The sequence below is a fragment of the Pelodictyon clathratiforme genome, assembly GCF_982375515.1.
On sequence record NZ_OZ455102.1, the window covers coordinates 1,158,699 to 1,172,500 of the forward strand.

The window sequence follows — 13,802 nt, forward strand, 5'->3', positions numbered from 1 at the left end:
CCATGGCAACCAAAAAACAGAGTATCGATCAAGCTGATGATTTGATGGGCCGGGTCATCCTGATTCTGGATCAGGCTCGGGCCAATGTGGTCCGGGCAGTCAACAGCAACATGGTGATTGCCTATTGGCTTGTCGGACGTGAAATTGTGCTTGAAATGCAGCAAGGTGAAGAGCGTGCCGGGTATCGCGAAACACTCTTGCGCAAACTTTCTGAAGGACTTACTGCCCGATATGGTAAAGGGTTTTCAAACTCGAACCTGAAATATTTCCGCCAGTTTTATCGGGTTTATGCTGACCGTGTTCCGGCAATTGGCCACCTCTCAAGTGGCCAATTCGATACCATTGGTTTTGGTGTCAGCGAGATTGGCCACAAGCCATGTGGCCAATTGGACGTCAAGAGTGGTTTGGATACAACAACATCCGGAGAGGGTCTCATCAATGATCTCTCTTTTGCGGCTGATAGCCAAAAATTGCTTGGGTTTTCAGCTTCGGTAAGCTGGAGCCATTATCGGGCACTGCTGAAGGTCGAAAACCGCAATGAGCGCCTTTTCTATGAGATTGAAACAGAAAAGGAAGGGTGGGATGTTTCCCACCTCGAAAAGCAGATTCACAGTTTTCTTTTTGCCCGTCTGCTCAAAAGCAGGGACAAAGAGGGTGTGTTCAGACTGGCCAGTGAAGGCCAAGTGGTCAGCAACCCTATAGACGTTATCAAACAGCCCTACATACTCGACTTTCTTGGCCTTCCGGAATTGAGCTGTTTTCAGGAATCGGATTTGGAGTCCGCCATTATTGAACATCTTCAGCCTTTTCTGTTAGAGCTGGGCAAGGGATTTGCTTTTGTTGCCCGGCAACATCGGGTGACAACCGAATCGCACCACTTTTATATTGACCTGGTCTTTTATAACTATCTGTTGAAATGCTTTGTGCTGATTGACCTGAAAATCGGGAAATTGACGCACCAGGATATTGGACAGATGGAGATGTATACACGGATGTTTGATGAGCTGCGGCGTAGCGATAGCGATAACCCGACGGTCGGGTTGATTCTCTGTGCTGAACACGATGAGGTGGTGGCGAGGTATTCGGTGCTCAATGAGTACAAACAACTTTTTGCGTCACGATATATGCTTTTTCTGCCGACTGAGGAAGAGCTGCAACGTGAGCTTGCCCGTGAACGCGGGCTTATTGAAGCAAGGAAAAGAGCCAGAAAGGAGGGTCAGGAGTGAAACTGCACTTTGAACCGAACCTTGACTATCAACTACAGGCGGTTGAAGCGGTCTGCGACCTCTTTCGCGGGCAGGAGATCTGCCGCACGGAGTTTACCGTTACCATGCCGACCACGAAAGACATGCAGTTTCCTGGCATGGAGAGTGATCTTGGCATTGGCAACCGGCTTACGTTGCTTGATGATGACCTGCTCAAAAGCCTGCATGATATTCAGCTCCGCAACGGCCTGCCGCCTTCCGGAACCCTTGCTTCCGGCGACTTCACGGTAGAGATGGAGACCGGAACGGGCAAAACCTACGTCTATCTGCGTACCATCTTTGAACTCAACAAGCGGTACGGCTTTACCAAGTTTGTGATTGTCGTCCCGTCAGTGGCTATCAAGGAGGGGGTTTACAAAACCCTTCAGATTACCGAAGATCACTTCAAGGGGCTCTATGCCGGAGTACCTTTTGAATATTTCCTCTATGACTCCTCAAAACTGGGGCAGGTGCGTAATTTTGCCACCAGCTCGCAAATCCAGATTATGGTGATGACGGTTGGCGCCATCAACAAAAAGGATGTCAATAATATTTACGGTAAGGGTGCCAATGAGTCTACTGGCGGGGAAAAGCCGATTGATCTTGTCAAGGCGGTGCGGCCCATCCTGATTATTGATGAACCGCAAAGTGTGGATGGTGGTCTTTCCGGTGCTGGCAAAACCGCGCTCGATGCCATGAGCCCGCTTTGTACCTTGCGTTATTCCGCTACGCATGTGGACAAGCACCAGATGGTTTATCGTCTTGATGCGGTTGATGCGCACGATAAGGGGCTGGTGAAGCAGATTGAGATTGCTGCCGCTACGGTGGAAGATGCCTTCAACAAGCCTTATGTTCGTCTCTTGAAGGTTGAGAACAAGCGGGGCAGGATTTCCGCACTCGTTGAACTCGACAAGATGACGGCCAGCGGTGTCAGGCGAAAAGAGAGTGTTGTGGTTGATGGTGATAATCTTGAAATGGTTACCGGACGGGCGATCTATGCTGATTGCTCTATCGGTGAAATTCGTGTTGAAAAGGGCAAGGAGTTTATGGAGTTGCGCTTCCCCGGTGGTGAGCAGTTCCTGAAACCTGGCGAGGCGTATGGAGATGTGGATGCTCTTGCCGTTCAGCGCCAGATGATTCGCCGTACCATCAAGGAGCACCTCGACAAGGAGCTGCGTCTGCGCCCGCAGGGTATCAAAGTGCTTTCGCTCTTCTTTATTGATGAGGTTGCCAAATACCGCTCTTACGACAGTGACGGTAACTCAGTGAAGGGCGATTATGCCCGCATTTTCGAGGAGGAGTACCGCCGGGCGGCAAAGCTGCCTGATTATTTTACACTGTTCAGTGAGGTTGACCTGACGCATGCCCCCGAAGAGGTGCATAACGGCTATTTCTCGATCGACAAAAAAGGTGGCTGGACCAATACCGAGGAGAACAATCAGGGCAATCGTGAAAGTGCTGAACGGGCCTACAACCTGATCATGAAGGAGAAAGAGAAGCTGCTCTCACTGGAGACACCACTGAAATTCATCTTTTCTCACTCTGCACTCAAGGAGGGGTGGGACAACCCCAATGTCTTCCAGATTTGTGCACTGCGTGAAATGGGCTCAGAGCGTGAACGCCGCCAGACGATAGGGCGTGGTCTGCGGTTATGCGTCAATCAGCACGGTCTGCGACTGCGTGGATTTGAAGTCAATACGCTGACGGTTATTGCAACGGAGAGTTATGAGCAGTTTGCCGAAAATCTTCAGAGAGAGATTGAGGCTGAAACCGGTATTCGATTCGGGATTGTCGAAGAACACCAGTTTGCGGCGATTTCCGTTACTACTGACGAAGGAGTCTCAGTTCCTCTTGGATTCGAGCAGTCGAAGCTCTTGTGGGAGCATCTGAAAGAGCAGAACTATATCGACAGTAAGGGCAAGGTGCAGGATTCGCTGAAAAGTGCGCTCAAGGAGGGGACTCTTCTTGTGCCGGAGCAATTCAGGCCACAGCTTGATCAGATTACCGCTGTACTGAAAAAGCTTGCAGGACGTCTGGAAATCAAGAATGCGAATGAGCGGAGACAGGTACACACCCGGCAGGCAGTGCTGCACAGTCCGGAATTCAAAGAGCTTTGGGAGCGTATCAAGCATAAAACGACCTATCGGGTGGAGTTCGACAATGAAAAGCTGGTGGAGAGCTGCATCAAGGCATTACAGAATGCTCCCGCCATTTTGAAGACACGCATGCAGTGGCACAAGGCTGAAATCGTTATTGGTAAATCGGGCGTTGAAGCTACTGAACGGAGTGGTGCCGCAACGGTTGTGCTTGATGAAAACGATATTGAGTTGCCTGACCTTCTTACGGATCTGCAGGATCGTACCCGGCTGACCCGCCGCACGATTCATCGTATTTTGATCGGAAGTGAGCGACTCGACGATTTTAAGCGTAACCCGCAACAGTTCATTGAGCTGGCAGCCGAAGCCATCAAGCGGTGCAAGCAACTCGCTGTTGTGGATGGCATCAAGTATCACCGCCTTGGTGACGAACATTTTTACGCCCAGGAGCTTTTTGAGCAACAGGAACTTACTGGTTACCTCAAGAACCTTATCCCGGTTCAGAAATCAGTCTATGAGCAGGTGGTCTATGACTCCGATCCCGAAGCAACTTTTGCTGATCAGTTGGAGAAGAATCTGGCCATCAAGGTCTATGCAAAGCTTCCGGGATGGTTCAGGATTCCAACACCACTCGATACCTACAATCCCGACTGGGCGGTACTCGTCGAAAAGGATGGCGAAGAGCGAATCTACTTTGTTGTCGAGACCAAGAGCAGCCTGTTTACCGATGACCTGCGTGACAAGGAGAGTGCAAAGATTGAGTGCGGCAAAGCTCACTTCAAGGCGCTCAGTATTTGCGAAACCCCCGCAAGGTATGTTGTGGCCCGCTCTTTGGATGACGTGCTGAACAGGGTTTAATGCATCCAGAGCTTGGAAGAAGCATTTCTTGTTCAGCTTATTTTTTTAGAAGACTTATCCGAAAAAAAACGAGATACTGTAAGAAGTTCGGGATTTTGAACAGCGAACGAGAGTTTTTCCATGAACACAGCTAAATTAAGACAACAATACCAATATGTCGCGTTCATCAGTTATAGCCACACTGATGCAAAGGTTGCAGAATGGCTTCATCGAAAGCTTGAGTCCTATAGGCTTCCCAATGCTGTACTCCGGAAATCTGATGGGTAACTTCCCAGGCATGTTCGCCCGATATTCAGGGATATAGCAGATTTATCATCAGGTTCATTGGTCAGGACATTGAGAGAAGAGATTGGCCAGTCGCAGTTTCTTATTGTCATATGCTCGCCTGACAGCGCGAAATCGGAATGGGTCGAAATGGAAGTGAGTCATTTTCTGACCCTTCGTGGCCATGAGTTTGTGATTCCGGTGATCATCAAGGGAACCCCTTACGCCAAGGACGCAGTAGACGAATGTCTGCCGCTATCCCTGTTGCGCACTGAAGTCGACCTCCTCGGTATTTCGTTTGCCGGACAATCGAAAGAACAAGTGCTCCTCAAAACGGTCTCTGCCTTGCTGGATATCAAGTACGACTCGCTTTATGATCGGCACCGCCGGCGACAGCGCCGACAAAGGATGGTTGCTGCAACTGTCGCAACCGTTATGTTTGTCATCGTGCTAACGGCTGCTCTATTCAGTATTATGCAATGGAATCGGGCGGAGCAGCGTCGCGCCGAGGCAGAGCAGCTCCTCAATTATTTGCTTTTGGACCTTCACCCTAAACTGCAGCAATTTGGACGTCTGGATATCCTGGAGAGCGTCGCGGAGCAATCACGCGAGTACATTGATTATATTTCCACGGATGTCAGGGATCCCATTGACGCTATTCAGGCGATTTCGTTACGCAGAAACATGGCTGAAGTGTATCAGAGTGTCGGCAAGCTCGAGAACGCTGAAACCTTACACCTGAAGAATATTTCTGTACTTAAGAAATTGGAACAGATTGATCCAAAGGTGGGGATTATCCATCTTCTCAAAGGAGAAGAGCATCAGGCTTTGGCCAGTATCCGAAAAACAGAGGGTCGATTTCAGGATGCATTGCATGAGACACCCATGAAAGAAAAACTCAAATAATAGAAGGCACGCGCTATCAGCAGGAACTGGAATTTCGTACAAGACAGCTAGACGAGGAGCAAAAAGAAAGGGAGCGGCATACGACATGGCTGGAGCAAGAAACAACAAAACTTAGGGAAGTTTCGGCTTTTTTTTCCAGCGAGATCGCCAATCAATTGACAAAAGATTCCAGTTGGGCTACTGCTGCATTGCTTAAGGCGAAACTTACTCCGCACGCTCAAACACTGTTTGCCACACGCAGTTTGCACTATCATGAAGAAAAGGAACACATTGCAGAACAATTTGCTCAACTGCTATTGCGACGCTGTAAAAGATTAATTGAGGATCGCGATGAGCCAGCTAGAGTGTTGCTTATAATGGACGCAGGAACGACGCTATATCCATTTTTTGAAAACATTGGACGCGAGTGTGTTCGCAGTTATAACAATAGAGAAAGTTGGGTTGATCACTTTTCCATTGTAACCAATAATTTAGCAGGAATTGACTCACTTATGGAGCACGCATGTATTTCACGTGAAAGCAGATATGCCCCACTCGCCGTCGAATGTCATTGTCTGCCGGGTCACCCAATGCCAATCTTTTCCGGCGTTGCAGGTATTAAGACGATTCATGCAATAAAATCACTGCGTACAGATTATGCTAACCACGAATTTGATAGGATTGACAATGTGAGTGCAACAACCACAGACGTACATAGAAGGCTTTTGATAATTATTTTGACAACGGGTAATTGGCTTCGCATCAGACGTCATGATCCTCCATGTCCGGTACCATTGGCACGCACATCAGAACATTTTCAGGTTAAGCAAGAGTTGATAAATATATGTGACGAAGCTTATATTATTGCCCCACTTGGAAAGGTTTTATTTAATTGTGCTCCCAATGAAATTAATAATGCGCTTGGTTATGATGATACACAGGCATCCCCAGATAAGGAGCCATATTCCGAAATCACCGTCACCGACGATCAGGCGAAACGCATTAAGCTAGTTACCACCTCACGAATTGAGCGCAGGCTGTTATTTCCTCTTAGCCAAAAGCTTAAGGCTGTATTGGAATATGTTGAAGCACACAACTATGATGATGTTATTAATAAGCCTATTGAAGTCATGCCTCACGTATTCATTCCTTTTGATCGGCTACCGAATAATAGATGGCTGGAGTTAGAGGAAGAATTTCCTCATAGAAATACCAGGGGGGAATCATTTTTGGAAAGGTTCTATGATATCCATATTTCAAATTGGTCGGCGCATCATGGTACCGAAGAGAATGTGTAGCTTTTTACAAGTTAGGGTTGTTTCAAGAAGTGGATCTCAGAATACATTAAGAGAGTTGCTTGGTGTGTAAAACGCTTTTATGTAATGAATTAAAGTCCATGTAATTTCTTTAAAAACTTTGGACTGTCTTATAGTTGTCAGTTCGACGTGAAGTCGCGTAGTAGAGTTGTCCAGTAAAACGGATCAGTTGTTCAGTCAGCGGAGCCCAACAATACATTCAGGATAAATAAATTGCGTTGTGTGAAGCCGTCGGAAAAATACCCGCAGGAAACTGTAGACAAATCCGTGAGGGAAGGTTGAATCTGCTCGTAACAGGTGGAGAAGTGCGAGGGCTAGCAGGTATTGCCAAGTGTCTTGCTGATACCAAGCCTCTCGGCAAGCGTTTTGAGTGCATACACCACACCAACGCGAAGCCCCTCATGTAGTTCAACATCAATTTAGGGACTACAATTTTTATATCTTTTCCTTATAAAAATAATTCTTATAAGGAGTTAACGAAAATAATCTTGGAACTTCCGTTGAAAACAGGGAGGGTGTGTAAGCATGGCAACTCCTGCGTTATTTTCATTGTCGTTCGAGCAACTTGTTGCTGCTATCGGGCAGGTTCATGCTGAACTGGCGGCACAAGCTTCCCGGGCGGTTAACACCAGCCTGACGCTTCGCAACTGGCTTATCGGTTGCTATATCTCCGAGTACGAGTTGCGGGGGGCCGATCGCGCCCGATATGGGGACAAAATTATTGAGCAGTTATCTGAACGGTTGATGCTGGCGGGTGTCAGCCGGTCAGAAGCACGGGAACTGAGGCGATACCGTAAATTTTATTTGACTTACCCTTCAATTCGGGAGTCGCTGTCTCCCGAATTGATAAGCAAGCTTTTGCCATTCGCGACCACGGTCAACTTTCGGGAGTCACTGTCTCCCGAATCGGGGGTTGCGCCCGATGAACTGTTGAGCAGGATTTCGTTCAGTCATTTTGCTGAACTGCTGCGATGTGAAGATGCGACCAAACGTAGCTTTTATGAGGTAGAGTCTATTCAGGGAAGCTGGACGGTGCGTGAGCTGAAACGGCAGATTCACAGTCTCTACTATGAACGCTCCGGCCTTTCCCGCGACAAGCAAAAGCTTTCGAGGCTTACTCACCAGCAGGCAGAGCGGCAAGGCCCTCTCCTTGATATCCGCGATCCCTATTTGTTTGAATTTCTCGGGCTGAAATCCAAAGAGGTCATGGGAGAGTCGCGGCTCGAAGATCTGCTTATCGACAAGTTTTAAGATTTCCTCCTTGAACTGGGGCAAGGCTTCTGCTCTGAAGCGCTTCAGAAACGCATCTTGATCGGCGATAAGTACTACTTTGTCGATCTGGTTTTTTATCATCGTATTCTGAAATGCCATGTGCTGGTTGAGCTGAAACTTGCCGAGTTCAGCCATGAAAACATTGGTCAGCTCAATACCTATGTGAGCTGGTACAGAAAGTGTATGATGCGTGAAGATGACAATCCACCCATAGGAATTCTTTTGTGTACTCATAAGAACCACTCTCTGGTTGAATTTGCTTTGGCAGGAATTGATAATCAGCTTTTTGTCTCCAAGTATCTGCTGGAGCTGCCAAAGAAAGAGGAGATGCAGCGTTTCATTGAGGAGCAACTGGCAGCGGGAGATGGTGGCAGTGCAGATCACCAGCAAACGCTAGGAATGGAATCCTCAGATGACAAGGGAGGTAACTGATGGTCTGAGGATGACAAAAACAGAGAGGTTCTGCCGATTTATTTGCTGAAGCGGGCGTGTTGGGTTGTAAGTCTGGCAAAAACCTCCTTGCAGGGCGTTTCACCTATCATAAAACGTTTTAGCCTACCCCTGCAAATGTATTCGATGATATGCTTGTGACGCTTCTAATACTTTAGGTGCTGCTCACTTCTCTTTTGAAAACCTGAAGGGGGTAACAGGTGAGGCGACCCTTGCAGTCGGAATGGCTTAATTGCTCAGGTAAGCGAGTGCCTATCCAGAATCCTTTTCATTCTCAAGTGCCTCATCAAACAGTTTTGACACTAGTTTTGCCAATTCATCCATGTTAACAATTTCCTATCGAAAACCACAGCACAATGTTTATGATCACACTCTACGAGCCTGATTGGGTAGCGTAATTGGTCCATTGTAACAGCTATTTTCACTTAATTGGGGTCGATTCAGGAAACGGATTTAAAGCTCGATAATGATTATTGGATGCTGGAATCCATCGGTAAAGCGTCTGAACAGAGCCCTTATAGCAACCCCTGACGCTGGGCCTCCAACCATACGAAAGGGGAACGTTTCCTTAAAAACTCGGCGGTGTATTCACCTTCACAATAATCTTGATAATGCCGAGCTCGTATCTCCCGACATCCAGCATCATCCAAATTCAGTCGTTCTATCGAAGCCTGAACGGTTCTCTGCTGATCAGGCGTTAATATTGGATTGGGATAAATTCGTCCAGTAATAGGTTCAAGACGGAACCAGCCATTTTCTATCTCGAAAGGATCAAGTACATCGTCGTATTCTCGTTTGCGACTATTCATGCGAGAACACGTAAGGCGGTAATTACTCCACTCGTAAGCCAAATCAGCCCGTTTTGATTTAGCAATGAAATGATCGACTGAACCACCTCCTGTGACCCGCTCGAAAAAAACAGCTAAATAAGCACAGCAACCGTTATAAGTTGTATGCAAATCATCAAGGCAGAAGCGCCAATAAGGCTCAACATCAGTTTTTGGCGGTAGCGGTTTATCAAGAGGAATGTTCTTTTCTATGAGCCGAGCAAGTCCCTTTTGCCGGACATTCGAATTGAACGAATCTGGCTCGGTTTGTGCATCAACATGAATCATAACGACCATCCTTTCTTTTCAGCCACAAACCGCCAGCGCATCCAGAATGGATCAGTATCAGAGAGAACTGCCCGCAAACGCTGCTCCAGTGAGAGAGCGTCGTCTTTACTGAACTGTTCGTTACTTAACGCCAAAGCGGCTTCTTCCAGAACTGTTTCAGCTTCAATCGAATAGCCGGATTTAAGGTTAAACGCCTCACTGGTGAGCCAACTGCGGACATCACCTTGCCGGACAAACTGTCTGTGTGTGAGTTCAACGTTGTTACCGACCAGATCAAGGTCAAACCAAGCATCTTGATTTTCGTCAAACAGGGGTTCCACAGAAGCCATGATCAAAGGGGAATGAGTTACGGCTATCAGTTGAACATCGGATATCATCAGTGTATGATGGGGATGCACGGGATCGGTATCGTCTATCAATAGGATGTCAGGGGACTTGGTCAATTGCTTTATCACCTTCATCAAGGAAGGAATAACCGTCCGCTGCCATTTGGGATGCAGGTGCGACTCGACTTCATCAATCAGAAAAACTGTATTCGTCTCAGGTTCCTCGCCCAATAACTCTTTGGCCTTTACATGCTCTTCCCAGCACCAGACAAGAAAATAGGCAAGCGAAATAATTCGACGCATACCTGATGAGGCATGGACGACTGCCACTTCTTGGTCATACGGCATTTTCAATGTAGGCATATCCCTTACATCGTCCAGGCTAATGCGTGTTAACGATCCCGTTACAATTTTTTCAGTCGAGGATGGTGACAAAACATCAAGTACAGAGATCAGAGACTCAAAGGCTCTTCCCTTTTCCTTTTGCCAGCCAGCCCAATCCCGAATTAAACCATTGCAAAGCCACGTGCCATCTTGATTTTGCAGTCCATCCCACACATCTTTCGGACTAAAAACGTAAGCGGCAGGTCGTTCCTTGTTTTCGTCAGGGTTTTTCGATTTCCAGTAGTTCCGTGCCGGGTCCCAAACAGCAAAGCTACCATCAGCCATCGCATAAAAGACCAGTCCGGGGTTTGCCGGACGACCTTTCTGGACTGTCCAGCTTTGTCCTCGCGGCTCAAATGTGCTGATAAAGCCCTTTGTTTTCGATACCGCCGAAAACGAAAAATCGATTTCGGCTTCATGCTTTTTATCTGTAGGCAAAGCTACTTTGCCAGAGGTAAGTTTGGGGTTCAATTCGGCTGGCCATTTTCGGGTCATAGCCCACCAGGCAATATCCAGCAAAAAGCTTTTACCCAAGCCGTTATCACCTGTAATTACATTCAGTCTTTTGCCGAACTCAAGTTCCATCTTTGGAGCCGGTCCGACATTGGTCATTTTAAGATGTTTAATCATAATGAGCTATTTTCATGCCCTTTCGAAACTTATTTCTGCCATATTTTTATGGTGGATAACGTGGTAGTCCTTCAAAGATATGATATTACCGCGTCTTTGCCTTACTTAGATATTGGGTTTATCGCGGATTAAGGATCAATATTTCACCCTGAACGTCGGACTTTCTTCCGGTCTGCTTTTTCTTCTGTCATAAAGCCGTGTTGTTGAAACATTGGCATGACCGAGCTTTTGAACCTTTCCAATATCAGCGCCGTTTTCCAGCGCATTCGTTGCCGCTGTTGACCTCAATGAGTGGACGCAGAACCCGTTAACGCTGGCGTTGATGCCGGTTTCTTTTCCGTATTTGCGGATAATACAGGCATAGACTGCATGAGGATCAAGCGGTTTGAGCAAGGTTCCTGTGATATTATTTTTTTACCGGTCGAAAAAGTGGGCCTTCTGGTCATCACGGCGCCCGGCAGCTTCGAGATACTCGTCAATCAACCGCTGAGCCATCGGATGCATCGGCAAAAACCTGATTTTTTCCCGTTTACCGTGGATGCACAAATGCTGCACGCCGCTCCGTTGCTGTAAATCTTTAACCTGTAGCCGACAAAGTTCTTCCCGGCGTAATCCGTGGTAGAGCAGGGTAGCGAGAATTGCCCTGTCCCGTTTACCTTTAAGAGTATTCGCCGGCGGAGCATCCAGCCGCATTCTTGCCTGGCTGTCTCCAAGGGTAGGAGTCGTTCCTTCGTTGTTATTGGCAGCAGGGCGTTTCACACCAAGAACCGGATTATGCAACACGGCATTCTGTTCACAGAGGTAGTCGAAAAGCGAAGAGATCGAGGCAAGCTTGCGGCGGATAGTAGCGGTAGCAAGGTTACGCTTTTCGAGATCGGTTCGCCAGGCAAGCAGGTGCGCTCTTATGACCATGCGCATCTCTTCCGGTTCTGTTATACCGAGAAATCGGGATAATTCTTTCACGTCGTTTCGGTATGCCCGTCGGCTCTTTTCACTCCTGATATTGGCATACCATTCGAGTTCTGGAGGCATGGTACAGGTTCTCGGAGTAGGTCGATATCGTGGTCGAATCGAACAGTGCCCAGGTGGCGATGTTTTTCAGTTAAGGTGTGCGATTTATCCGACTTTCAGGTTGAACAAGAAGCTGAAAAAGGAGATTGGCCAAGCCATCACATCGAATGTCATGGCTTGGAAAACGTACCCAGGCAGACCTTACTGCAGCAAGGGCAAAAGGAAGAAAAGGAGGGGTACCGAAAATTTCAATGATGATCCGAGAGTGCAGATGGCTAAGAAAATGAGCAAAAACATGAGCAAAAACATGAGCATCAGTATCGGCGAGATCTGTGCAACACTGAAGAGTTCACGGGCGAGTTCTTTCCTTTATTTGGGGATATAAAGTAAAAACTGGCGGTATTGTCATTCCTTTTGAACCGATAAAACTGTTATTGCGCAAAATATATCGTATACTTACACATATACATCGATTTGCTCACCATTTTTCCGAGTAAGGTTATTTTGAGTATTCCGGGGAAATCGTACCAATCAATGGACGGCACATGCCGGGCACATGGTTTCCCGCACACCTGAACAATCAACAAATTCTACCTATTTTTCAATGGTATTGAGGTGTTTAACGGATTGGAAGGATCAAAAGAGAACCGGCACACCCATTATCTATTCCATTATTGCTGTTGGCGCAAAATTCATATCAGAGTTCAAGCGTTGGACTCACTATTACAATAAATTCACAAGGGGACGTTATGCAAGAGAATATCTACGCTATTTGTCTTGATGAAGAATTGGAGGCAAATCCGGATTACTGGGTGATTGCTGAAGACTATGGTTCGTGTCCACAGGCAGAGGCTCAGAGTACACTTGAGGTAAAAGAGAAATACCGGGTGACCAGGAAGAGTTACAGTGGTATAAAATGCAAGTCGGAAAAATATGCTGTGGATGGCTCGTATTCGATAGGAGGGGTTTATATACTTACCAAAAAGGAGAATGTGTAATGAAACGTACCATCGCCATATTCCCCTTGCTTGTTTTGCTCTCTGGTTGTACCGGAGAGCAGTTAGTCACTCGTCGATTCAAGAGCATGCAATGGAATACCAAACCTCCGCACGAGTTGATCGAGCTAAAGGCCATCCATATCGATCCACCCCAGACGGCTCCGCGGCACTCAGCGCCTGCGATTCTGTCTTTATCAGAACGTGGGCAGGCAAGCTATATCGATGTGGCGAAGCAATTAAAAGATTTGAAGAAATCGGACGATCTTTTGAATCTGCTTGCAAAACCGTTTCCAAAAAATGTGCACGAGGCAGAGGACGGAAGTAGGGTCGATCTAACGACTATCAACAAATTGATCGTCTTAAGCGTAAAGAAGGTCGATGCTGTGATGCTCGCTCCCGACGATCCTGTCACCGCAGCAGACAGGATCGCCAAGTTAGAACTAACGTTAGAGTGCGGGGCTGATTGGTATCAATTACAGAACTGGGACAAACTTGAAACAGATTATGTAACGATCGATTTAGGCAAAGTTTCACATGAATCATCAGCTTCGTTTAACGCTAATCTTACGCCGAAGCTCTCCGGTTCGATTGTTGGTGATGGAGAAATCGGGGTGGTACGGAGCGACAAAAGCAGTGAGGAATTGGCGTTAAAGACGCGCTCCATAACAGTTTCTGGCACGCTGACCCCTGAAAAAGGAGTTGTTATTCAACAGGGAGGCATAGACCGCGATTTAGAGGGGAATACCTCCGTTGTACTGACCATAAAAATGGGTGGTAAAACGGTCAATCTGATAGAATTCGGGGAACTCATCGATGATAATGGCACCTCCACGAAGCCAGCAGATCTCTCGCTTAAGATTATTCCGACTCGCATTCCGTACTGGTATGAGAATACTGAAGGGGTAATATTGAATGCGAGTGCCGACTACCTTTTTCGTCATGTCAGCGAGGGG

At 47.2% G+C, this 13,802-nt stretch carries 10 protein-coding genes and 1 pseudogene (1 of these 11 only partly in view); 8 read left to right on the forward strand and 3 right to left on the reverse strand.

Annotated features, from left to right (window positions below; translation table 11 throughout):
- The first annotated feature begins 2 nt into the window (after window positions 1–2).
- From AC56AD_RS05625 to AC56AD_RS05650, 6 genes are all read left to right on the forward strand, one after another.
- A complete protein-coding gene (locus AC56AD_RS05625; RefSeq protein WP_012507900.1) occupies window positions 3–1,226 on the forward strand; it encodes a PDDEXK nuclease domain-containing protein in 1,224 nt (407 codons plus the stop codon).
- The gene (locus AC56AD_RS05630; protein ID WP_012507901.1) at window positions 1,223–4,198 is read left to right on the forward strand and encodes a type III restriction-modification system endonuclease; all 2,976 of its coding nucleotides are present in this window, start codon (window positions 1,223–1,225) and stop codon (window positions 4,196–4,198) included. The genes AC56AD_RS05625 and AC56AD_RS05630 overlap by 4 nt, the downstream gene beginning before the upstream one ends.
- A 336-nt stretch (window positions 4,199–4,534) precedes the next feature.
- Window positions 4,535–5,368: a toll/interleukin-1 receptor domain-containing protein gene (locus AC56AD_RS05635; protein WP_041526450.1), complete on the forward strand. Its 834-nt coding sequence runs from the start codon at window positions 4,535–4,537 to the stop codon at window positions 5,366–5,368.
- A 155-nt stretch (window positions 5,369–5,523) separates the two neighbouring features.
- Window positions 5,524–6,645 (forward strand): DeoR/GlpR family DNA-binding transcription regulator, encoded by a 1,122-nt coding sequence (locus AC56AD_RS05640; protein WP_012507902.1) that lies wholly within the window; start codon window positions 5,524–5,526, stop codon window positions 6,643–6,645.
- Between the two features lie 543 nt (window positions 6,646–7,188).
- Window positions 7,189–7,914: a DUF1016 N-terminal domain-containing protein gene (locus AC56AD_RS05645; protein ID WP_223293996.1), complete on the forward strand. Its 726-nt coding sequence runs from the start codon at window positions 7,189–7,191 to the stop codon at window positions 7,912–7,914.
- Between the two features lie 57 nt (window positions 7,915–7,971).
- Window positions 7,972–8,367, forward strand: coding sequence for a PDDEXK nuclease domain-containing protein (locus AC56AD_RS05650; RefSeq protein ID WP_397233804.1), 396 nt, complete (start codon window positions 7,972–7,974; stop codon window positions 8,365–8,367).
- Between the two features lie 533 nt (window positions 8,368–8,900).
- Here AC56AD_RS05650 and AC56AD_RS05655 read toward each other — a convergent pair.
- From AC56AD_RS05655 to AC56AD_RS05665, 3 genes and pseudogenes are all read right to left on the reverse strand, one after another.
- Complete coding sequence (locus tag AC56AD_RS05655; RefSeq protein WP_012507903.1) at window positions 8,901–9,500, reverse strand: HNH endonuclease family protein; 600 nt, start codon at window positions 9,498–9,500, stop codon at window positions 8,901–8,903.
- Window positions 9,497–10,840, reverse strand: a complete 1,344-nt coding sequence (locus AC56AD_RS05660; protein WP_012507904.1) for an AAA family ATPase — start codon at window positions 10,838–10,840, stop codon at window positions 9,497–9,499. The genes AC56AD_RS05655 and AC56AD_RS05660 overlap by 4 nt, the downstream gene beginning before the upstream one ends.
- Before the next feature lie 135 nt (window positions 10,841–10,975).
- Window positions 10,976–11,872 (reverse strand): annotated as a pseudogene (locus AC56AD_RS05665) (tyrosine-type recombinase/integrase).
- Window positions 11,873–12,600: 728 nt separating this feature from the next.
- Here AC56AD_RS05665 and AC56AD_RS05670 point away from each other — a divergent pair.
- A complete protein-coding gene (locus tag AC56AD_RS05670; RefSeq protein ID WP_012507905.1) occupies window positions 12,601–12,849 on the forward strand; it encodes a hypothetical protein in 249 nt (82 codons plus the stop codon).
- Window positions 12,849–13,802 carry the 5' portion of a hypothetical protein gene (locus AC56AD_RS05675; RefSeq protein ID WP_012507906.1) on the forward strand. The gene runs 393 nt beyond the window's last position, so only the first 954 of its 1,347 coding nucleotides appear in the window; the start codon lies at window positions 12,849–12,851; the stop codon falls past the right edge of the window. Before AC56AD_RS05670 ends, AC56AD_RS05675 begins: the two co-directional genes overlap by 1 nt.

What these genes read in the sequence shown, in the direction of transcription:
- AC56AD_RS05625 (WP_012507900.1), top strand. Translation starts at nt 3, where the DNA reads ATGGCAACCAAAAAACAGAGTATCGATCAAGCTGATGATTTGATGGGC.
- AC56AD_RS05645 (WP_223293996.1), top strand. Translation starts at nt 7,189, where the DNA reads ATGGCAACTCCTGCGTTATTTTCATTGTCGTTCGAGCAACTTGTTGCT.
- AC56AD_RS05655 (WP_012507903.1), bottom strand. Translation starts at nt 9,500, where the DNA reads ATGATTCATGTTGATGCACAAACCGAGCCAGATTCGTTCAATTCGAAT.
- AC56AD_RS05660 (WP_012507904.1), bottom strand. Translation starts at nt 10,840, where the DNA reads ATGATTAAACATCTTAAAATGACCAATGTCGGACCGGCTCCAAAGATG.
- AC56AD_RS05670 (WP_012507905.1), top strand. Translation starts at nt 12,601, where the DNA reads ATGCAAGAGAATATCTACGCTATTTGTCTTGATGAAGAATTGGAGGCA.